Genomic DNA, 21,930 nt, shown 5'->3' with positions numbered 1-21,930 from the left:
ATTGCACTCATAATGAATAAGTCAAACCAAGGAAGTACTGAGTACCGAAGTACTGTATCGTCCCAACTAATGCCTCATCACCAAAGTAACTCTTGGTTGGCGCGTCAGTTAAGTTATTGGCTTGGAACAGCACACTCATGTTTTCACTTACTTCATAAGAAGCTTGGAAATCAACGACTGTTTCACTATCAAAATTCACAGTTTGGTCATTTACGGCCACTTGTTTAGAAACAAAAGGATTACGATAGCGTGAAGATACGCGTGTTTCGAAACCTTCATATTCCCAGAACAACGTGACACTGGCGACTTGCTCAGATAGACCAGGCAATGTACCACTAAATACACCATTACCCGTTGTACGTTGAATTTCAGACTCTGTGAATGAGAAGCTAGCGTTCATACCTAAACCAGACCACATCCCCGGAAGCATGCTATAAATCTCGGTATATGCGACTTCAACACCTCGAATATAACCACCTTCTGAGTTATTTTGAGCGGTGGTGTAAGTACCATTTTCAGTGGGTACAACGACCGTTCTTGGATCACCACTGGCGTCCAATACAGGATCATCGTTTTCATCTAAAATAGTGACTGTCACTTCATCAGGAACATCAAAACCATTACCCGCGAAGTCATACGGGAAAGTCGCTGTCGTATCGATAAATGATTGAATATTTTTGTAGAACAATGCAAAAACAAAAGCACCGTCAGTTTCGTCAAAATATCTTTCATATGATAAATCGTATTGATCAGCATAAAACGGTCTCAAGAATGGACTGTTTGTACTCGAACCATTGATCACTGCTGTTGGGCTAGTTAAAACCACATCACCTGTATCTTCGTCAATGGACGCAAAAACATCCGAAACGCGGACATTGGCATTTGCAAACAAACGATTAATGGGTGGTCGACCCATTACTTTAGCTGCAGCAAAACGAATTTGATCGTTGTCTGTTAGTCTAAAGTTCAAGTTTAACGATGGTAAGTAATCGGTATATTCATCACCAATAATATTTAACGCGAAATAATCATTAATCAAACCCGCATCATCGGTTAAGTATTGCGCACCAGCAACAGGGTTACCTCGAGTATCAATAACTTCACCAAATTCATTCAATACCGGTTCAGATACATCTTGTAAAACGGTAGATGACTGTTTGGTATCAACCATACGGATACCGATGTTACCCGTAACAGGAATACCACCAACCTCAGCATCAATATTGGCCATCGCATAGGCAGAAGTCACTTCTTCGAATACCGAACCAGACTCAGTGACAGACCAAGCAGTGTTAGGACCTTGACCAGGCGTTGGGCTGTTAATCACACCAGGATGTGCGGTACCCCAAGTTTGGACTGGTTGTGGCACGCCACCAGGGAACCATGCATTTAGTGCTTTATCTAAATCAATCGATAAATAACTGGGGAAATAGCTGAAGTCACCTTTCCAATCAACCACTTCAACCATATCTTGCGTTAAACGCAAAGGAGGCTGGTTACGTGGGAAACCAGAATCTGAGCCATACTCAAAAACAGAACGATCATTTGAATAAGTACGGTCAGAGTAACGCGCACCAAATTCGATTGAAGAGAAGTAGGCGTTGTCTAGTTCATATTTGAAATCAATACGAAAAGCATCTACTTCATCTTCGTTTTGATAAGGATAGATACCGTATTTGGAGACCATTACACGGTTAATATCACTAAACGCATCAAATTGATTAAAACCGATATCAGGTAAGTTTAATCCATTATTTTGATACACAATTTGGACATTTTCATCAAACACTGGCACATCGGCCGTGGCATCTTCTGCCACTAATGACCATAACAGGCCATTACGGAAGTCTGAAGAAGCCGAGGAATGAGATAAGTCAAAGGTCATTGACCAGTTATCGGAAATATTCCACTCACCGCCAATACCGAAGCTTGCTACTTCATCAAAATCCTGATTATCGTCATTCACTAACTCTACACGTGTGGCACTACCGCTATTACGGGTAAACACACCACCTGTAACCGAACCATCAGGTGTCGCCGTGAGGTTTGTTGTAGATGCTTTAGTCGCATCGAGCTTCACACGATAGCCTCGAGCAAATTCTTTAGAGTCAAAACGAGACAAAAAGCCGTCAGCTTTCAAACGAAAATCGTCATGCGGCGCCCACTCTAGCGATGCCATATAACCATTTCTGGTTTCTTCACCACCTTTGTGTTGCATTTCGAAACCTTCACTAGGTACCAAACTTGTCCCTGTGACTATGCCTCCTGGAGCTAACCCAATGAACTGTGTTGCAACAGACGGTTGGAATAAACGAGCGTAACCTAAAGCGACACCCAAAGTATCGTCCATAAATTTGCCTTGGTAAGCAAAACTTAATCGGCTGCCGTATTCTTCTGCGTCAGATACTTCATTGGCACGATCGTTAAACATGCCACGTGCATTTAAATTAAAAGTATGTTGTTGATCGTTATCTAGTGGGCTTGCCGTCACAAGCTCAACTGTACCAGCTACCCCACCCTCAATAAGTGAAGCTTTGGGTGATTTGTAAACAGCGGCTGAACTAATCAATTCCGATGGATATTGATCGAACTCAATGCTTCGATTTCCTGAAGTAGAAACCTGCTCACGACCATTTAATGTGGAGAAAACGAAATCTCCAGATAAACCCCGTATATTAATCTCAGCGGCTTGACCGCCGGTACGAACAGCTGAAATACCTGGCAAACGCGTCAGTGCATCGGCCATCGAAACATCTGGCAAACCACCAAGGTCATCTGCAGATAATTGCTCGGAAACTGTGTCACCGAAACGCTTTTGATTTAAAGACTTTAATAGACTCGTCGAGAAGCCTTTTACTTCAATGACCTCTATCTCATCTTCATTCTTCTGCTTTTCTTCGGCGTCTTGTGCATAGGCTGACATTGAAAATGCCATACCACCCGCGACAAGCGCTGCAGTTATCAAGCTGGGTCTGAATTTATTCATATTGTGTCCCATTCCCCGTTAAAATTTAGATTTCACATGTAAGTAAATCACCTACATACAAAATCCCTTTATTAGCACAGTGCATCATAAAAACTTAAACACAAAATAACAAACATTTGCATACGTATTCATTTACAAGGCATTAACAAAAAACCGACTAAATGTCAGCAGAAAAAACAAGAAAACCAGCCATAATATAAGAGCATCAATCAAACAGAGGATATATATATGCAAATGTTAAAACACAAAGAAACTATCGAAGTCAAGGGTGGTATTTTAACAATACCCCAATCCCCAATAGGACGAATAGAGGAAGAGATTAAACGTTTTACAACATTTTTTACTGCAAGTACTCCTTCAAAATACAATAAAAAAGTCTTCGAATTTGAGGAATAAAAAAACGCACAAATAGAACTATTTATGCGTTTTTAAACTGCGATGGTTAACAAACAGTAAATGTCACTGCAGGTTAACCGGTCGCGGATGTCAGATGCTTACCAACCAGTTGCTTCGCGTAAAGCTTTACCGATGTCAGCTAAAGAACGAACAGTTTTTACACCTGCCGCTTCTAATGCTTTAAATTTCTCATCAGCAGTTCCTTTACCACCAGCGATAATCGCACCAGCGTGTCCCATACGCTTACCAGCAGGTGCAGTTACACCAGCAATGTAAGAAACGACAGGCTTAGTGACGTTGGCTTTGATGAATTCAGCAGCTTCTTCTTCTGCCGTTCCACCGATTTCACCGATCATAACAATCGCTTCTGTCTTAGGATCATCTTGGAATAATTGTAAGATATCAATAAAGTTAGAACCAGGAATTGGGTCTCCACCGATACCTACACAAGTAGACTGACCAAAACCTTCGTCAGTAGTTTGCTTAACCGCTTCATACGTTAATGTACCAGAGCGAGAAACAATACCAACTTTACCGGCTTTGTGAATGTGACCAGGCATGATACCAATCTTACATTCATCAGGAGTGATAACACCTGGGCAGTTTGGACCAATCATACGTACGCCTTTTGCAGCGATGTATTCTTTGACATATAACATGTCAATTGTTGGAATACCTTCGGTAATACATACGATTAACTCGATACCTGCATCAGCAGCTTCAATGATTGAATCTTTACAGAAAGGAGCTGGTACGTAAATTACAGATGCAGTAGCACCTGTTTCAGCAACGGCATCTTTTACTGTATCAAATACAGGAAGACCTAAGTGCGTTGTACCGCCTTTACCAGGAGTAACACCACCTACCATTTGCGTACCGTATTCGATCGCTTGTTCAGAGTGGAAAGTCCCTTGACCGCCAGTAAAACCCTGACAAATAACTTTAGTATCTTTATTAATTAAAACTGACATTATTTGCCCTCCGCAGCAGCAACAACTTTTTGTGCAGCATCGGTTAATGATTCTGCAGCGATAATATCTAGGTCAGAACTCGCTAGTACTTCACGACCTAATTCTGCATTTGTTCCTTCAAGACGAACAACTACTGGTACGTTAACACCCACTTCTTTAACTGCACCAATAATACCTTCAGCGATCATGTCACAACGTACAATACCGCCAAAGATGTTAACTAATACAGCTTTTACATTGCTGTCAGATAAGATAATTTTAAATGCTTCTGCTACACGCTCTTTGGTCGCACCGCCACCAACATCTAGGAAGTTAGCTGGGCTGCCACCGTGCAAGTTTACGATATCCATTGTACCCATTGCTAGGCCCGCACCGTTAACCATACAACCTACATTGCCGTCTAACGCAACATAGTTTAATTCAAATTGTGCAGCATGTGCTTCACGCGCATCTTCTTGAGATGGATCGTTCATTTCACGTACTTTTGGTTGACGGTATAAAGCATTAGAGTCAACACCTAACTTAGCATCTAGACAATGTAAATCACCATCTTCTTTAATGACTAATGGGTTGATTTCAATAAGTGCTAAATCTAAGTCTTCAAACATTTTCGCTAAGCCCATGAAAATATTTGTGAATTGGCGAATTTGAACGCCTTTAAGACCTAATTTGAAAGCAATTTCACGTGCTTGGAAAGGCTGTGCACCGACTAAAGGATCGATCTCAGCTTTAAGAATTTTTTCAGGCGTTTCTTCTGCCACAGTTTCAATTTCAACACCACCTTCGGTAGATGCCATGAAAACGATTTTGCGTGAAGTACGGTCAACCACAGCGCCAAGATATAATTCTTGAGCAATATCAGTACATGATTCAACTAAGATACGGCTAACTGGCTGGCCATTCTCATCTGTTTGATAAGTAATTAGGTTTTTACCTAACCAGTTTGCTGCAAACTCTTTAATGTCTGCTGTATCTTTAACGAGCTTAACACCACCCGCTTTACCACGGCCACCCGCGTGTACTTGGCATTTAACTACCCACATATCGCCGCCAATTTTCTCAGCTGCTGCTACTGCTTCTTCTGGTGTGCTTGCTGCAAATCCGTCAGATACAGGTAAACCGTATTCTTTGAACAGCTGCTTACCCTGATATTCATGCAAATTCATGGTTATATTGTTCCGCTTTTTAATTAATTAAAGAAAGTCGTAAAATCGACTACATTCAACGTTGTGTGAACATTTTCCCTGTCCACATGTAAAAGGATGATACGTTATGTATCATCCTTCACAATATTGCAAAGACCAAAGTCTTAGGATTTAGACATCCAACAATAAACGTGTTGGGTCTTCTAGCATTTCTTTGACTGTTACTAAGAAACCTACTGACTCTTTACCATCAATAATTCTGTGGTCATAAGATAATGCTAAATACATCATTGGTAAAATTTCTACTTTACCGTTCACTGCCATTGGGCGATCTTGGATTTTATGCATACCCAAAATGGCGCTTTGTGGTGGGTTGATAATTGGTGTTGATAATAACGAACCAAATACACCACCGTTGGTGATAGTAAAGTTACCACCTTGTAACTCATCTAGAGACAATTTACCGTCACGGCCTTTTAACGCTAATGACTTGATGCCACCTTCAATACCTGCCATACCTAATGTGTCTGTATCTTTTAATACTGGAGTCACAAGACCACGCGGCGTAGATACAGCAATCGAAATATCAAAATAGTTGTGATAAACAATGTCATCACCATCGATAGATGCATTGACCTCTGGGTAACGCTTTAAGGCTTCTGTAACAGCTTTCACGTAGAAAGACATGAAACCTAAACGAATGCCATGACGCTTTTCAAAGCTTTCTTGATACTGCTTACGCAAGTCCATGATAGGTTTCATGTTCACTTCGTTGAATGTAGTTAACATTGCAGTAGAATTTTTAGCCTCTAATAAACGGTTGGCAATTGTTTTACGCAGACGTGTCATTGGTACACGTTTTTCACTACGCTCACCGGCAGGAACTGCTGGCACAGAAACTTCTGCTTTAGCTGCTGGTACAGGAGCAGAGCCACCTTTAAGGTGTTTTTCAACATCTTCTTTAGTAATTCGGCCACCTTTACCTGTGCCTTTTACCGCTGAGGCATCAATACCTTTTTCAGCAAGCAAACGACGTACAGATGGGCTTAACGCATCAGTCTCTTCAGCTGCGTTAGCTTCTGCAGCTGCAGGCGCCGCACCGGCACTAGCACCAGCAACGAATTGAGCAATCACTTCTTCTGCGGTTACGGTAGCACCTTCTTCAGCAGAGATAGATACTAATGCACCATCAGCAGGTGCCACAACTTCTAGCACTACTTTATCCGTTTCGATATCAACTAAGTTTTGATCACGTGTTACCGGCTCACCGACTTTAACATGCCATGTCGCAATGTTGGCATCTGCAACTGACTCTGGCAGTACCGGCACTTTAATGTCTTGTGCAGGAGCATCAGCTGCAGGAGCCGCGGCAGCTGGCGCAGCTTTTGCTGCAGGTGCTGCAGCCGCAGCACCTGCGCTTAGGTGAGCAATTAATTGCTCACCTAATACTGTTGCGCCTTCTTCATGTAAAATTTCAGAAATCACACCATCAGCTGGAGCAACTACTTCTAAAACGACTTTATCGGTTTCGATTTCAACTAAGTTTTGGTCACGTGTAACAGCATCTCCTGCTTTAACGTGCCAAGTGGCGATAGTTGCGTCTGCTACTGATTCAGGTAGCACCGGAACTTTAATTTCAGTGGTCATTTTAGGTCCTTATTTAGTGTTAAGTGCTTCGTCAACCAACGCTTTTTGTTGTTGATTGTGAACTGCAATATAGCCAACCGCTGGAGAGGCTGATGCTTCTCTACCGGCATATTTAATTGTCTGTCCCGCTGGAATAGACTCATTGAAGTGATGTTGTGAACAATACCAAGCGCCTTGATTCTTCGGCTCTTCTTGACACCATACCCAATCTTTAACATGTTGATAATCAGCTAGTACTTTAGCCATTTCATCAGATGGGAATGGGTATAATTGCTCAACACGAATAATAGCAACATCGGTTTGCTCATTTTCACGACGTTTTTCCAGTAAGTCGTAATAAACCTTACCTGAACACAACACGACGCGTTTTACTTTCTTAGCTGGGATCTCATCAATCTCGCCAATGACATTTTGGAATGTCCCTTCTGCTAATTCATCTAGAGAAGAAACAGCAAGCGGATGTCTAAGTAAAGACTTAGGTGACATCACAATTAAAGGGCGACGCATTGGACGCACAGATTGACGACGGATCATGCCATATACCTGGGCAGGCGTAGAAGGCACACAAACTTGCCAGTTGTGATCAGCGCATAACTGTAGGAATCGTTCAAGACGAGCTGAACTATGCTCTGGGCCTTGGCCTTCGTAACCATGTGGTAACAATACGGTCAAACCACATAAACGTCCCCATTTCGCCTCACCAGAACTTAAGAACTGGTCAAACACAACTTGAGCACCATTTGCAAAATCACCAAACTGAGCTTCCCAAATAGTTAAGGTTCTAGGCTCTGCCGTTGCAAAACCATATTCGAATGCCATAACTGCTTCTTCAGAAAGGACTGAATCATGAATTTCAATATTGCCTTGTTCTGAATACAGGTTTTGTAATGGCATATAAGTAGAACCATCAGCTTGGTTGTGTAACACAGCATGACGGTGGAAGAAAGTACCACGACCTGAGTCCTGACCTGTAATACGGATATCCGTATTTTCCGACAAGATTGAGGCATACGCCATATTCTCAGCCATACCCCAGTCTACTAACCTTTCACCTTCAACCATTGCTTTGCGGTCAAGATAAAGTTTATTAACTCGAGATTGTAGTTTATGTTCTGCAGGGTAATCGATTAAACGTGCACCCAACTCTTTGATTTTTTCTACTGGTAAACTAGGATCATAAGCAACATCCCAGTCATGACCCAAGAAAGGAGTCCAATCAACAGAGTGTTCAGTCATAGGACGCCACTCTTCTACGACGCAAGCACCGTGATCCAGTGCAGCTCGATATTCTGCTATCAGCTTATCGATTTCATGTTGTTCAACTGAACCCTCAGCAGTAAGTTGTTGTGCATACAATTCACGAGGTACAGGATGCTTTTTAACTTTTTGATACATGAGCGGTTGAGTTGCATTCGGCTCATCCGCTTCATTGTGACCATGACGGCGATAACACACCAAATCGATAACAACATCTCGTTTAAATTTATTGCGGTAATCTAACGCTAATTTGGTAACAAATACGACAGCTTCTGGATCGTCACCATTCACGTGTAAAATTGGTGCTTGGACCATTTTCGCAATATCAGTACAGTATTGTGTTGAACGCGTATCTTCAGTTTTAGATGTGGTAAAACCTACTTGGTTGTTGATAACAATTCGTACTGTTCCACCTACTGCATACGCGCGGGTTTGCGACATATTGAAAGTTTCTTGTACAACACCCTGACCAGCAATTGCTGAATCACCATGGATAGTGATTGGTAGTACTTTAGCACCTTCGGAACCACGGCGTGATAAACGAGCACGTACCGACCCCATAACTACAGGGTTAACAATTTCTAGATGCGACGGGTTAAAGGCAAGTGCTAAGTGAACATTACCGCCTGGCGTTGCATAATCTGAAGAAAAACCTGCGTGATATTTTACATCGCCTGCACCTAATGAATCGTCATGCTTACCAGCAAACTCATCGAATAAAACAGAAGGATTTTTACCTAATACATTGACTAGGACATTTAGACGACCACGGTGCGCCATACCAACCACGACTTCTTTAGAGCCTGAAGCACCCGCTTCATTAATAAGACTCTTAAGCATTGGAATCAGGCTATCACCACCTTCAAGAGAAAAACGTTTAGCTCCTGGGAACTTTGCACCCAGGTATTTTTCCATACCATCTGCAGCAATTAGCCCCTTAAGAATTTTAATCTTTTCTTCACGCGTAATAGCTGGCTTTGCTTCAACAGACTCAATGCGTTGTTGTAACCAACGTTTTTGTTCGGTATCAGTAATGTGCATGTACTCTGCACCGATAGAACCACAATAAGTTCGGTTCAGTGACTTATACAATTCGCCCAAAGACATTTTGTCTTTACCAATTGCATATGAACCCAAGTTAAATTGGGTATCAAAATCTTTTTCGGTTAAATTGTGATGCGATAACTCTAAATCACGAACACGCTCTTGACGCCATAAACCCAGAGGATCTAGGTTTGCGTGTTGGTGTCCACGGAAACGGAATGCATTGATTAATTGTAGAACTTTAACCTGTTTTTCATCACCTGCCACACCAACTTGTTGTGGTGTAGAGCCTGCTGCACGAGCTATTGGGCCTAATGCAGCCATCTTACGATACTGGTCACGTATCAAGGTATGGTTAGAATCTAATTCTACGCCGTCCACTTTAGGGAGGCTTTCGAAAACTTGTTGCCAAGTAGAAGGTACGCTTTGTGGATCTTCTAAATATGCTTCATACAATTCCTCAATGTATGCTGCATTCGCACCAGCCATATGGGATGATTCCCACCATGCTTTCATCGCGCTTTCTTGCATTATTGTGTCCTGTTTACAATGTCATGGTATTGGACCGACTACAAGTCCAAACGTATATCACAGTCAAAAAAATAGCCGTCCAATCCTCGGACAGCCATTTAGAAAATTACAAGGACAAGGTACGCATCTTGTCCTTAATACAACTAAACAGCTCGTTGTAAGAGCATCGACTTAATTTGGCCGATAGCTTTAGTTGGATTCAAGCCTTTTGGACAAACGCTTACGCAGTTCATTATTCCATGGCATCTGAATACACTAAACGCATCGTCAAGATCATTCAATCGTTCTTCAGTCGCAGTATCACGAGAATCGATTAAAAAGCGATACGCATGAAGTAAACCTGCAGGACCGATGAACTTATCAGGATTCCACCAGAATGATGGACATGATGTTGAACAACAAGCACATAAGATACATTCGTATAAACCATCTAGTTTTGCACGGTCTTCAGGCATCTGAATGTGCTCGCGAGATGGTGGCTGTTTATCATCGTTAATCAAGAATGGTTTGATTTTTTCATATTGTGTATAGAACTGCGTCATATCAACGACTAGGTCACGTACTACAGGGAGACCAGGTAAAGGACGCACAACAATAGTACCCTTGCCTAGGGCTGATAAAGGTGTAATACACGCTAAACCATTTTTACCATTCATGTTCATACCGTCAGAACCACATACGCCTTCACGACATGAGCGACGGAAAGATAAAGTAGCATCTTGCTCTTTTAAGGCAATCAGTGCATCTAGCACCATCATGTCTTGGCCTTCTTCTACTTCTAATGAATACTCTTGCATACGAGGAGCATCATCAATATCTGGGTTATAACGATAAATTGAAAAATTAAGTTGCATCATAGTTCTCCTTAATACGTACGCGCTTTAGGCGGGAATGCTTCACGCAATTTCGGCGTCATATTAACTTCACGTTTAATCATTGATTCAGATTCTGGGCGATAGATAGAGTGGCATAACCAATTATCATCATCACGCTCAGGGAAGTCGAAGCGGCTATGTGCACCACGGCTTTCTGTTCTGAAGTTTGCTGCAACTGCTGTGCTGTACGCGGTTTCCATTAGGTTATCTAGCTCTAAACACTCGATACGCTGAGTATTAAAGTCAGATGATTTGTCATCCAGTCTTGCATGCTGGAGACGTTCACGGATTTCAGCAAGCTCTTTCAAGCCTTCTGCCATCGCATCACCTTCACGGAATACAGAGAAGTTTAATTGCATGCATTGTTGCATGTCTTTCTTAATTTGTACTGGGCATTCGCCTTTACCTACTGGGCTAGATTCCCAACGGTTGAAGCGAGCCATAGCGGCGTCTAAATCTGAATCAGAGGCATCACGAACATTACTGATCTCATCCAGTTTTGCACCAAGGTGTAAACCAGTCGCTCGGCCAAATACCACTAAATCTAATAGTGAATTACCACCTAAGCGGTTTGCACCGTGTACTGATACACAAGCAATTTCACCACAAGCGAATAAACCGGTAATTGGTTTTTCATTGCCATTTTCATCAATCGCAATCGCTTGACCATCTACATTAGTAGGAATACCACCCATCATGTAGTGACAAGTTGGAATCACTGGGATTGGCTCTTTCACTGGGTCAACGTGAGCAAAGGTACGTGATAGTTCAAGAATACCTGGTAAGCGCGATTCAAGAACTTCTTTACCTAGATGATCAAGTTTTAATTTAATATGTGGACCCCAAGGACCATCACAGCCTCGACCTTCACGGATTTCTGTCATCATTGAACGAGCAACAACATCACGACCTGCTAAGTCTTTAGCGTTCGGAGCATAACGCTCCATGAAGCGTTCCCCGTCTTTATTTAGAAGGTAACCACCTTCACCACGACAACCCTCGGTAACGAGTGTTCCCGCACCTGCGATCCCCGTTGGGTGGAACTGCCACATTTCCATGTCTTGCATAGGAACGCCAGCACGCAATGCCATACCAACACCGTCACCAGTGTTAATGTGTGCATTAGTAGTAGAGGCGTAAATACGTCCTGCACCACCAGTAGCAAGTACAACTGCTTTAGACTTAAAGTAAACGACTTCGCCAGTTTCGATATCGATAGCGGTACAACCGACGACATCACCGTCTTGGTTTTTCACTAAATCTAGTGCATACCACTCAGAGAATACTTTTGTTTTGTTTTTAACGTTTTGCTGATACAACAAGTGCAATAACGCGTGACCTGTTCTATCTGCTGCGGCTGCAGTTCGAGCTGCTTGTTCACCGCCAAAATTTTTCGACTGACCACCAAATGGGCGCTGGTAAACTTTACCTTCATCTGTACGAGAAAAAGGTAAACCCATATTTTCCATTTCGATGATCGCTTCAGGACCCGTTTTACACATGTATTCGATAGCATCTTGGTCACCAATATAGTCAGAACCTTTGACCGTATCGTACATGTGCCATTCCCAGTTATCTTCATGGGAATTACCTAAAGCAACCGTAATCCCACCCTGTGCTGATACAGTGTGTGAACGGGTTGGAAAAACTTTTGATAAAAGCGCACAGCTTTTACCTGATTCAGAAATTTGTAATGCGGCACGCATACCTGCGCCACCTGCGCCGATAACTACGGCATCAAACTCATGAACTGGAATACTCATCTTACACTCCCCATAATACGAATAAGCCTACTGCAACGTATGCAAAGGCGATAAGGTTTAACACGTACTGTATACCTGCGCGAAGAGCAGCTGGTTTAACATAGTCGGTTAGAACCTGCCATAAACCGATGCGCACGTGGAGCATAATTGACACTAATGCAGCAAACGTAAATACTTTCATAGCAATTGAAGAGAATATGTCCTGCCATACTACATAAGTAATTTCGGGAGTACTTACGAAAATGTAAGTCATATAAAAAGAATAAAGTGCAATGATAATTGCGGTAGCACGAAGTGAAACCCAGTCTTGGATCCCATCGCGTTTAAAAGTGGCTTGATTTGTTACCATAATGCAACCCCTACTACTAATGTTAGAACAATCCAAATACCGATGACTACATTAGCACTGGTGTTTCCTGATTCAAGTTCTTCCCAATATCCCATATCCATGATTCCGTGACGGATGCCACCAAGAATATGATAGGTTAAGGCGGATACTGTACCGATAGCTACAAATTTCCCAATAAAGCCGTCCATAATGACCTGTACATCTGCAAAGCCTTGAGCTGAGCCAAGGGATACTGCCCAGGCCCAAATCACAAATAACAATGCAAAGAACATAGCCACGCCGGTTACACGGTGTAAAATTGAGGAAATTGCAGAAGGGGGAAATTTAATCGTATTTAAATCTAAATTTACTGGTCTTTGCTTTTTCACAATATTTTGCCTATCTCTCATTCGTAGGGTTACTTACACATTAAGTTTACAATTGTAAACAAACCGTAAAGTGTGATAAATAATGCTTTAGTCACAAAATCAAACATCGTTACTGATTTGTTAACATTTTGTGATGAAAATTAACCTTCAATATTCTTCACAAACGCCGATATAAAGCACACGCGAGTATATCGAGAGCATTATACATTTACAACTATTTGTGTCTAGCTAAGACATTGGTAGTAAACTAAAAACAACGCATCAATAGATATAAACGGCCGTTTACGTTAATTTTTAAGGTTTTTATTGAAAAAATTGATTTAAATACCGTTTAGCAGTATAAATGTGCCCCCTTTTCAAAACGTGTAGAACAATACATACTGCACAAAATATGAAATCAGGACAACTGAGGAGAAAACAACATGGCAGACAACAAAGCCATTTTAACAATCGGTGATAAGGAAGTTGAGCTTCCTATTTTACAGGGAACTGCAGGCCAAGACGTGATTGATGTTCGTTCATTAGGCGCAACTGGTTACTTTACTTATGACCCTGGCTTTATGGCTACAGGCTCATGTGATTCATCTATCACTTTTATCGACGGTGCTGAGGGTGTCCTTTTACACCGCGGTTTTCCAATTGGTGAATTAGCTCAAAACTCTGATTACTTAGAAGTATGTTACATGCTTTTACATGGCGACGCGCCAACTTCAGAGCAATATAAAGAATTCAAGGAAACCATCACAAACCACACAATGGTACATGAACAAATTAACATGTTTTTCCATGGTTTCCGCAATGATTCTCACCCAATGGCAATGTTATGCGGTACTGTTGGTGCTTTATCATCATTTTACCACAGTGACTTAGATGTCACAGACCCATCAGCACGCATTCGTTCAGCACACCGTCTTATCGCGAAAATGCCTACTCTAATCGCAATGGCTTACAAATACAGCGTTGGACAACCATTTGTTTATCCAAAAAATGATTTATCATATGCAGGTAACTTCCTAAATATGATGTTCTCTGTCCCTACTGAAGATTATGTCATAAGTGAAGCTGTTGAACGCGCTATGGACCGAATTTTTATCTTACATGCTGACCATGAGCAAAATGCGTCTACGTCAACTGTACGTTTAGCCGGCTCTTCTGGTGCCAATCCATACGCGTGTATTGCTGCTGGTGTTGCTTCCTTGTGGGGACCTGCTCACGGTGGTGCTAACGAAGCATGTCTCAATATGCTAGAAGAAATTGGTACTGTTGACCGTATACCAGAATTTATTGCTCGTGCTAAAGACAAGTCTGATCCTTTCCGTTTGATGGGCTTTGGTCACCGTGTATACAAAAACATCGATCCACGTGCAAAAGTTATGCGTGAAAGCTGTCACGAAGTACTTGCTGAATTGAAACTTGACGATCCATTGTTAGACGTCGCTATGGAATTAGAACGTATTGCCCTTTCTGACCCATACTTTGCAGAGAAGAAACTCTTCCCTAACGTAGACTTCTATTCAGGTATTGTATTAAAAGCAATCGGCATTCCAACCAATATGTTCACCTGTATTTTTGCACTTGCGAGAACCGTAGGTTGGATTTCTCATTGGCATGAAATGATGAGCCAGCCAGGCCAAAAAATTGGTCGTCCTCGTCAGTTATACACGGGTGAAACACAACGCCCATACACACCTATCAAGAAAGACTAAGTTCTGATTTGATGACATACGAAACCTGAGTATATTCTCAGGTTTTTTTTTGTGTACAATATAGGTATCACTCAGTACTAAGGAAATCCGTGACTCAATCATCATCTAATGCACTGCCCAAAGAAGCTTGGTATCTCGGTTGTGCAGGCCTCATTCCCTTTATCAGCCTGCCTCTTAGCGTGGTATTAGACCTACTATCATATAGCTTAGCAGCACACTACTTCACACTCTACAGTGCTATCATTTTGTCTTTTTTAGGTGGGGTATTGTGGTTTAGTAGCTTGATAGAAAAAAATACTCAGCATATGATTTACGTAGCGATGCTACCTTCCATTATGGCTTGGTTGGCTCTTATATTGCTGCCGATATCTTTTTCGATACCGATTTTGAGTGTGTGTTTTGTTGGTTTAATCTTCTACGAACAAAAATTTTTATTAATGCCAGAGTCTTTGGTCGAAGAATATACTCGTTTACGCTGGTTTTTAACCATCGTTGTTACCGGAGCACATTTTATAATGACATTAGTGGATTAAAACGAGATACATTTACTCATTTTTCTGTGACACGCTTAAATTAACAATGCCCTTGGAAAAGATTGAGTCGCTTTTAACAAGGGCATCGCGGTATTTACTCTGCTAGTTTTTTACTCCGAGCGGCCATACCGATCAGAAAATCGCACAATATCATCTTCCCCCAAATAAGAACCTGATTGTACCTCAATCAGTTCTAATGGAATTTTTCCAGGGTTTTCCAGTGCATGTACTTCTCCTATCGGAATATAGGTAGATTCATTTTCTGAAATCAGTACCGTTTTATCCCCAATCGTTACTTTGGCAGTGCCTGAAACAACAATCCAATGCTCAGCACGATGGTGATGCATTTGTACAGAAAGTTTCTCATTGGGTTTAACGGATATTCTTTTTACTTGAAAGCGTTGTCCATGATCAATCGAGTCATAACTCCCCCAAGGTCGGAAAACTTCTCTATGAAATTCAAATTCGGGACGCTCAGTAGCTTTTAGTTGATTAACAATATGTTTAATATCTTGTACTGCATTTTGTTTAGCAACCATGACAGCATCTTTTGTTTCTACCACAACGAGATCTTCACATCCGATTAACGTGACTAAACGCCCTTCACTATTTACATAATTATTCTTGGCATTATGTAACATAACGTCACCGCTAACGGCATTCCCATGTGCATCTTTTTCAGCTAAATCCCACAGTGACGTCCAACTACCGACATCAGACCATCCCGCATCTAAGGGGACCATGACAGCCGCATCGGTATGCTCCATGATAGCGTAATCAATCGAGTCATCTGGGCATTGGGCAAAGATAGTTTCAGGTATTCGAATAAAATCTAAATCTAAGCTTTGTTCAGCAACCGCAGCTTTACAATACTGGAGAATTTCAGGAGCAAATTGTTCTAATGCTGCAATATAAGTCTTAGCTTTAAACATAAACATACCTGAATTCCAAAAATATTGACCACTGCCAACATAATCCTGAGCAGTGCGCATATCCGGCTTTTCTTTAAAACTAGAAACCGTAAAACCGATAGTGTTTTGTTGGTGTTGAATCGATGTACCGCTCTGTATATAGCCATAACCTGTATGAGGTTGTTGAGGCACTATGCCAAACGTCACTAATTTATCTTGTGCGGCTAAAATTTCAGCATCTTTTATGGCAGTAGCAAACGCTGATTCATCTTGTATTACATGATCTGCAGCCAGGACTAATAAAGTCGCTTCAGGGTCGTTAGCTAACGCATTTAACGCCGCTAAAGTAATTGCGGGGGCGGTATTGCGGCCAACAGGTTCTAAAATAATGCCATTATGATGGGTAGCTACTTGTCGCAATTGCTCTGCAACTAAAAATCGGTGTGCTTCGTTACAGATAATGATGGGGGCTTGCATACCCTCTTTAGGCAAGCGGGAAAGCGTGTTTTGCAACATGCTTTCATCTGTCGTCAGTGCTAAAAACTGTTTTGGATAAGCCACACGCGACTTAGGCCAAAGTCTACTTCCGTTGCCTCCGGCAAGAATAACGGGGATCATAATCAGTATTCCTTTACTAGATGTTACTCAATATTAGTTTGTGCATATTAAATATAGTGGACATTGTAAGGAGTTGCAAAGTCAAGCGTCGTATTCGTTAGTTTTTCTCACTTATAGAAAAATACGGTTTGAGAACGATATAAGTCCCCAGCTATGCCACATCTTCATTATATCGGCAATTGGAGTAATTAATTCACCTATAACTCATATAAATAGACGTCGCAGGAGTAATATTTTACCGATGCTGTTTGTTATAAGGACCCCTATGGTATTATACCGACATTAACTTTCAGTGAACGAAGAATAACTCCCCTTCACTCATTACGATGAATAATAGCATGGCAAAACAAAGATTTGGTGGTATAGAACGCCTTTATGGCAAAGCTGGTTTAGACGCTTTTACGCAAGCTCATGTATGTGTTGTGGGTATTGGTGGGGTCGGAACTTGGGTAGCAGAAGGTCTAGTTCGCTCTGGTATTGGGGAGATTACCCTGATTGATCTAGATGATATTTGCATCACCAACACCAATCGACAAATCCATGCATTACAAAACACTATTGGTGAAGCTAAAGTTGATGCAATGTCTGAACGTTTAACGTTAATTAACCCAGATTGTAAAATCAACACAATAGAAGATTTTGTATTACCTGAAAATGTCGCTGAGCATATTACTAATATCTATTCATATGTCGTTGATGCCACTGATAGTGTAGCTGCAAAATGCGCTATCATTGCGCATTGTAAAAGGCATAAGATCCCTGTTATTACGATCGGTGGTGCAGGTGGTCAAATTGACCCAACCCAGATTTCGGTGGCCGATCTGACAAAGACAATTCAAGACCCGTTAGCCACCAAATTACGCAATGAACTGCGCCGCAAATATCACTTTTCTAAAAACCCAAAACGTAAATTTGGTGTTGATTGTGTGTTTTCCTCCGAGCAACTGCGGTATCCACAAGGGGATGGCACAGTCAGTCGCAATAAAATACAACATAACAGTGGTACTAAGCTTGACTGTGAAACTGGATTTGGGGCTAGCGTTGCCGTTACAGCGACATTTGGCTTTGTCGCTGTGAGTAAAATACTTGATAAAATTTTAAAAAAATATACAACGGAGTAAAACGCGGACATTTATTTTAATAACTAATAAATACATCATACGAAGAATAATGATTGATAGTGTATTTCACATTAAGCGTGTTGAGTAATAATTTTACAGCAAGGTTTACTTATTTGTTTCAGTATTGTATTTATTTTTTATATCTAAATACAATGCCACTACTAACCATAGACCAATTGCACAAAACAAAAACAAAGTATTCTCGGCCAACCCCATTACTTCTTTACTCAGAACAGCCGTTCCAGCAATCAGTAATAAATAATATGGAAGATTCAATAAACCAGCAAACATAATTATCTTTCTGCTTTTATGTTGCGCTCCTTGATGAAACATGAAAAAGGCCAATGAGTTAATATGTATCATAGCCAGAAATAATTTTTTGAAATTTAAGTGAGTGGTATCTATCGAAATTTTCGAACGTGATTTTCTACCCAATTCAAAATTAATTAATGAACCGAGTGTAGCCGCTAGCACCATCGCTATAGTCATGTAAATAATGTCAGAAAACGATGGGTTCGCCCCAACAACCAAGACCACTGCAAAGAATTGACCTGGAAAATAAAAACCGACATAAACAATTGATTCTAATAGAATTACAAAGAAAACAAGGGCAAAAAACCAATCATTCATTAAACCATTTAACGCATCTAATATTGCCGCACCTGGTGGCAGGATATTCAGAATGATCAACAGTTGTAATAGACTAAGTGCTAAAATTGCGCTCAGTGGCAATGTAGAATTATATTTCATGATTAAGCCTGTTAAACGTAAATTTATACGATTTTATTTTTTAAGGGATCAAATAAATAGAATTGACCATTTGACCTTTATACGTAAGTATAACCCTACATAAGGAAAGGTAATGATGAGACATTATGTATAGACCAAAGACCACAATCGAACAATGGCGTATATTACAAGCTGTAGTAGACCATGGTGGCTACGCAAGGGCTGTAGCTTATCTAAATAAAAGTCAATCATCATTAAATCATGCTGTCGCAAAACTACAAACCCTACTAGGGATTCAATTACTTGAAGTGAGAGGTAGAAAAGCATTTCTGACCGAAGCGGGTGAAGTTATGTTACGCCGTTCAAGAGAGTTGACTGATAGTGTACAAAACTTAGAAGAACTTGCCGGTAACATCTTTCAACATTGGGAACCGGAAATCACTCTAGTAGTAGACTTAGCCTATGATAGAACGAAACTGACGCCAGCTTTAAAAGATTTTTTACCCGAATCTAGAGGGTCGCGCTTAAATATTTTGGACAGTGTATTAACTGGCACTGAGGAAACTATTTTAGAACATGCCGCTGATTTAGTCATTGCGGGTAACGTACCCAAAGGCTACCTGGGTGAACCCATTGATGAAATTAATTTTGTGGCAGTTACAGCTCCAAACCATGCGATCACTTCCCTACCCAACCCAATTGACCCAAGTGCCCTAGCCAAACATTTACAAATTGTGATAAAAGATTCTGGAAAATTACCCAAAGAAAACTCTGGCTGGCTCAAATCTGAAAACCGTTGGACAGTTTCTCATTTTGATACGGCAATCCAATTATTAACACAAGGAATTGGCTTTTGTTGGCTCCCAGAACACAAAGTTCGCCATTATATTAACGAAGATAAGTTGAAATTATTGAATATCAATGGTTCCTCACATAAACGACTTACCACCTATCTAATTACTCCACAACCTGATAATATTGGCCCAGGTGCAAGTATGTTAAAAGATATCATCCTTGCGCATAGGAATTTGTGTTTATAAAAGGATTAAAACCATGATTATGTCTGCTTCTGAAATTACTGAGTTAATGGAGTCTAGCTCATTGGATGCAGTGAAAGTCACTGCTGAAGAATTCAATATGACATTGGATTTTAGTGTGCAAAGCGTGGCACTCGTTGATGATATTTTATTGAGTTTTCTCGATAGATACAATGAACAAGCTCTCGAAGAACAAGCAGTATTCACCTTGTGTAATTTATACGGTGCTTATGTTGGAGAAGTCTTTCGACGCAATGTTGGGGGCGATTGGGTCCATGAACAAAAAGATAACGCAGATTTTGTTTTTGTCAGCTTGCATCAACATACCTACACGTTTTCAGGTATTTGTTACGAACGCCTAGTAAATGACTCAAACACAAGCATTATGAAATATTTTGCTATCGCTATGGAAAATGCGAAGCAGTAACCGATTAATTACTGACTCGTAAGCGCCAATCGGTACACATAACCTCTAAATGTCGACTTTTATATACATATAACACAGCAGTCATATTCATGAGAGCCGTCAATCCCAAGGTATATGAAAAGTGAAACTGGAGCTCAACAATGGTGTTGAGCAACAACATTGTTTGCAGACCTAAGGACAGATATAAACAAGGTTTGATGAAATAAAAAACCCAGAATACCCCCCTCTCCCACATTTTATTACGGTAAGACACTAATAAGAATGAGATAAATGCAGGAAAACTTGCTGCCATAGCTAAGTATAATTTTGTCTTGGATGGATACCAAAGCGACAAAATCTCTGCCCCGTTATTCCTAATAATAGCTGACCCAAGAAAAATCAAAATAGATTGTAACAACCATAGTTGTAAGATATACAACGCTTTTGGGGGAAGAATACGGCCAGCTTCATCATAATATCGTAAAGGTAACGCTAACATTGGATACCGCTTTATTGTCTTGGTAGTTTATTTTAACAGTTTATAAAAAAAGCCCCAAGACAAAATCATGAGGCTTCTAGCATACACCAATATGTTTTACTAAATACGTTGGCCAGTTATATATTTACCGTGTAACTAACTTTGTGAAACAGATTGTTCCGAGTCATTGACTATTGCTTTCTTCTTACGGGGAGTTTTGTACAGCGGCCAAATGAGCTGCTCAATCCAATTCGCCCTAAACATCCCTTCAATACCGTATTGTTCAGGGTATTTACGAGTAATTTTAGCTGTACCAAATAGCACATCCCAAAAGAATAATAAATTCCCATAATTGCCTTTGTAGTTTGTCACACCGTCTTCCATCTTTAAACCATGGTGCGCACTGTGAGTAGATGGTGTTGAAATAACACGTTCCACTACCCAAGCAATAGGATGCAAGGCTGGTGTTGAGTAGAGTGCACGATCCCATTTCCACTCTGAGTGAGCCCCCATAATTACCGTTAGTTTAACCACCACATAAACGGCATAAGTCCAGCCCAACCCCAGGTAAATCAAAGCTCCTGAAAACCAAATAGATGGCATAAACAAATAGTAAAAAATGTTGTTGCGGAACACGATTCTCACACTCATGTATTTGCCGTTGTGATGTGCGCGGTGTAGGTTATACATAAACCGCGTGGTATGAGATAATCGATGCCACCAATATTGCATCATGTCATCGAAAACCAGCAACAATGCAATATGAATGAGAATGGAAGAACCCGCTAAAATATTTTGGTATTCAGGGGCAAGCAATCCAGCGACTGCTGCCCCCATAAATAATACTAGAGGTTGTGTAATGACTAGTAAGACAGTTGAACCAATCAGCTCAACCTTACTATCATCACTGACTTCTTCCCCTTTTTTAAAAAAACCGTAACGATATGCTTCGATTAAGGCAAAGGTAATAAATACACCTAAAATAGCAAATTGATAATTCATATGGACCTCTTTATTTGTTGCAATGAGGTTAGCAAATCTCTATGATACTTAAATATA

At 40.9% G+C, this 21,930-nt stretch carries 19 protein-coding genes; 6 read left to right on the top strand and 13 right to left on the bottom strand.

Translation table 11 applies throughout. The features are described 5' to 3' along the window. Positions 1-7: 7 nt before the first annotated feature. Positions 8-2,986, bottom strand: coding sequence for a TonB-dependent receptor (locus NLF92_RS07620; protein WP_254100450.1), 2,979 nt, complete (start codon positions 2,984-2,986; stop codon positions 8-10). 228 nt (positions 2,987-3,214) lie between these two features. Here NLF92_RS07620 and NLF92_RS07615 point away from each other — a divergent pair, with 228 nt between their 5' ends. Further along, the gene (locus NLF92_RS07615; protein ID WP_254100448.1) at positions 3,215-3,382 is read left to right on the top strand and encodes a hypothetical protein; all 168 of its coding nucleotides are present in this window, start codon (positions 3,215-3,217) and stop codon (positions 3,380-3,382) included. 98 nt (positions 3,383-3,480) lie between these two features. Here the strand turns inward: NLF92_RS07615 and sucD are convergent, their stop codons facing one another. From sucD to sdhC, 8 genes are all read right to left on the bottom strand, one after another. Next, positions 3,481-4,353 (bottom strand): succinate--CoA ligase subunit alpha, encoded by an 873-nt coding sequence (gene sucD, locus NLF92_RS07610; RefSeq protein WP_254100446.1) that lies wholly within the window; start codon positions 4,351-4,353, stop codon positions 3,481-3,483. Next, positions 4,353-5,519, bottom strand: a complete 1,167-nt coding sequence (gene sucC, locus NLF92_RS07605; RefSeq protein WP_254100444.1) for an ADP-forming succinate--CoA ligase subunit beta — start codon at positions 5,517-5,519, stop codon at positions 4,353-4,355. Before sucC ends, sucD begins: the two co-directional genes overlap by 1 nt. Before the next feature lie 150 nt (positions 5,520-5,669). Beyond that, positions 5,670-7,145 (bottom strand): 2-oxoglutarate dehydrogenase complex dihydrolipoyllysine-residue succinyltransferase, encoded by a 1,476-nt coding sequence (gene odhB / locus NLF92_RS07600; RefSeq protein ID WP_254100442.1) that lies wholly within the window; start codon positions 7,143-7,145, stop codon positions 5,670-5,672. A gap of 9 nt (positions 7,146-7,154) precedes the next feature. After that, positions 7,155-9,977, bottom strand: a complete 2,823-nt coding sequence (locus tag NLF92_RS07595) for a 2-oxoglutarate dehydrogenase E1 component (RefSeq protein ID WP_254100440.1) — start codon at positions 9,975-9,977, stop codon at positions 7,155-7,157. A 143-nt stretch (positions 9,978-10,120) separates the two neighbouring features. Then, positions 10,121-10,831: a succinate dehydrogenase iron-sulfur subunit gene (locus NLF92_RS07590; protein ID WP_254100496.1), complete on the bottom strand. Its 711-nt coding sequence runs from the start codon at positions 10,829-10,831 to the stop codon at positions 10,121-10,123. 11 nt (positions 10,832-10,842) lie between these two features. Next, a complete protein-coding gene (gene sdhA / locus NLF92_RS07585; RefSeq protein WP_254100438.1) occupies positions 10,843-12,615 on the bottom strand; it encodes a succinate dehydrogenase flavoprotein subunit in 1,773 nt (590 codons plus the stop codon). 1 nt (position 12,616) lies between these two features. After that, complete coding sequence (gene sdhD / locus NLF92_RS07580) at positions 12,617-12,964, bottom strand: succinate dehydrogenase, hydrophobic membrane anchor protein (protein WP_254100436.1); 348 nt, start codon at positions 12,962-12,964, stop codon at positions 12,617-12,619. Next, entirely contained in the window at positions 12,958-13,332 is a 375-nt protein-coding gene (gene sdhC / locus NLF92_RS07575) for a succinate dehydrogenase, cytochrome b556 subunit (RefSeq protein ID WP_254100434.1), read from the bottom strand. The genes sdhD and sdhC overlap by 7 nt, the downstream gene beginning before the upstream one ends. A 422-nt stretch (positions 13,333-13,754) precedes the next feature. Between sdhC and NLF92_RS07570 the strand changes: the two genes are divergently transcribed. Both NLF92_RS07570 and NLF92_RS07565 read left to right on the top strand, forming a co-directional pair. Then, entirely contained in the window at positions 13,755-15,038 is a 1,284-nt protein-coding gene (locus tag NLF92_RS07570) for a citrate synthase (protein WP_254100432.1), read from the top strand. Positions 15,039-15,127: 89 nt separating this feature from the next. After that, positions 15,128-15,571 (top strand): DUF3429 domain-containing protein, encoded by a 444-nt coding sequence (locus NLF92_RS07565; RefSeq protein ID WP_254100430.1) that lies wholly within the window; start codon positions 15,128-15,130, stop codon positions 15,569-15,571. A gap of 110 nt (positions 15,572-15,681) precedes the next feature. Here the strand turns inward: NLF92_RS07565 and NLF92_RS07560 are convergent, their stop codons facing one another. Beyond that, positions 15,682-17,100, bottom strand: coding sequence for a mannose-1-phosphate guanylyltransferase/mannose-6-phosphate isomerase (locus NLF92_RS07560; protein WP_254100428.1), 1,419 nt, complete (start codon positions 17,098-17,100; stop codon positions 15,682-15,684). A gap of 338 nt (positions 17,101-17,438) precedes the next feature. Between NLF92_RS07560 and tcdA the strand changes: the two genes are divergently transcribed. Beyond that, complete coding sequence (gene tcdA / locus NLF92_RS07555) at positions 17,439-18,221, top strand: tRNA cyclic N6-threonylcarbamoyladenosine(37) synthase TcdA (RefSeq protein ID WP_254100426.1); 783 nt, start codon at positions 17,439-17,441, stop codon at positions 18,219-18,221. Positions 18,222-18,326: 105 nt separating this feature from the next. Here tcdA and NLF92_RS07550 read toward each other — a convergent pair whose 3' ends face one another. Continuing rightward, positions 18,327-18,971, bottom strand: coding sequence for a hypothetical protein (locus tag NLF92_RS07550; protein ID WP_254100424.1), 645 nt, complete (start codon positions 18,969-18,971; stop codon positions 18,327-18,329). A 125-nt stretch (positions 18,972-19,096) separates the two neighbouring features. On the opposite strand from NLF92_RS07550, the gene NLF92_RS07545 reads away from it, so the two are divergent. Further along, positions 19,097-19,990, top strand: a complete 894-nt coding sequence (locus NLF92_RS07545) for a LysR family transcriptional regulator (RefSeq protein WP_254100422.1) — start codon at positions 19,097-19,099, stop codon at positions 19,988-19,990. Positions 19,991-20,003: 13 nt separating this feature from the next. Next, positions 20,004-20,414, top strand: coding sequence for a hypothetical protein (locus NLF92_RS07540; RefSeq protein WP_254100420.1), 411 nt, complete (start codon positions 20,004-20,006; stop codon positions 20,412-20,414). A gap of 4 nt (positions 20,415-20,418) precedes the next feature. Here the strand turns inward: NLF92_RS07540 and NLF92_RS07535 are convergent, their stop codons facing one another. Continuing rightward, complete coding sequence (locus tag NLF92_RS07535) at positions 20,419-20,892, bottom strand: DUF2919 family protein (RefSeq protein WP_254100418.1); 474 nt, start codon at positions 20,890-20,892, stop codon at positions 20,419-20,421. A 135-nt stretch (positions 20,893-21,027) separates the two neighbouring features. Next, positions 21,028-21,873 (bottom strand): sterol desaturase family protein, encoded by an 846-nt coding sequence (locus NLF92_RS07530; protein WP_254100416.1) that lies wholly within the window; start codon positions 21,871-21,873, stop codon positions 21,028-21,030. Between the last annotated feature and the right edge of the window lie 57 nt (positions 21,874-21,930).

The organism is Opacimonas viscosa (assembly GCF_024199005.1).
Classification (GTDB): domain Bacteria; phylum Pseudomonadota; class Gammaproteobacteria; order Enterobacterales; family Alteromonadaceae; genus Opacimonas; species Opacimonas viscosa.
Note: the sequence above shows the minus strand (reverse complement) of the source record. Positions and strands in the feature narration are given on the sequence as shown.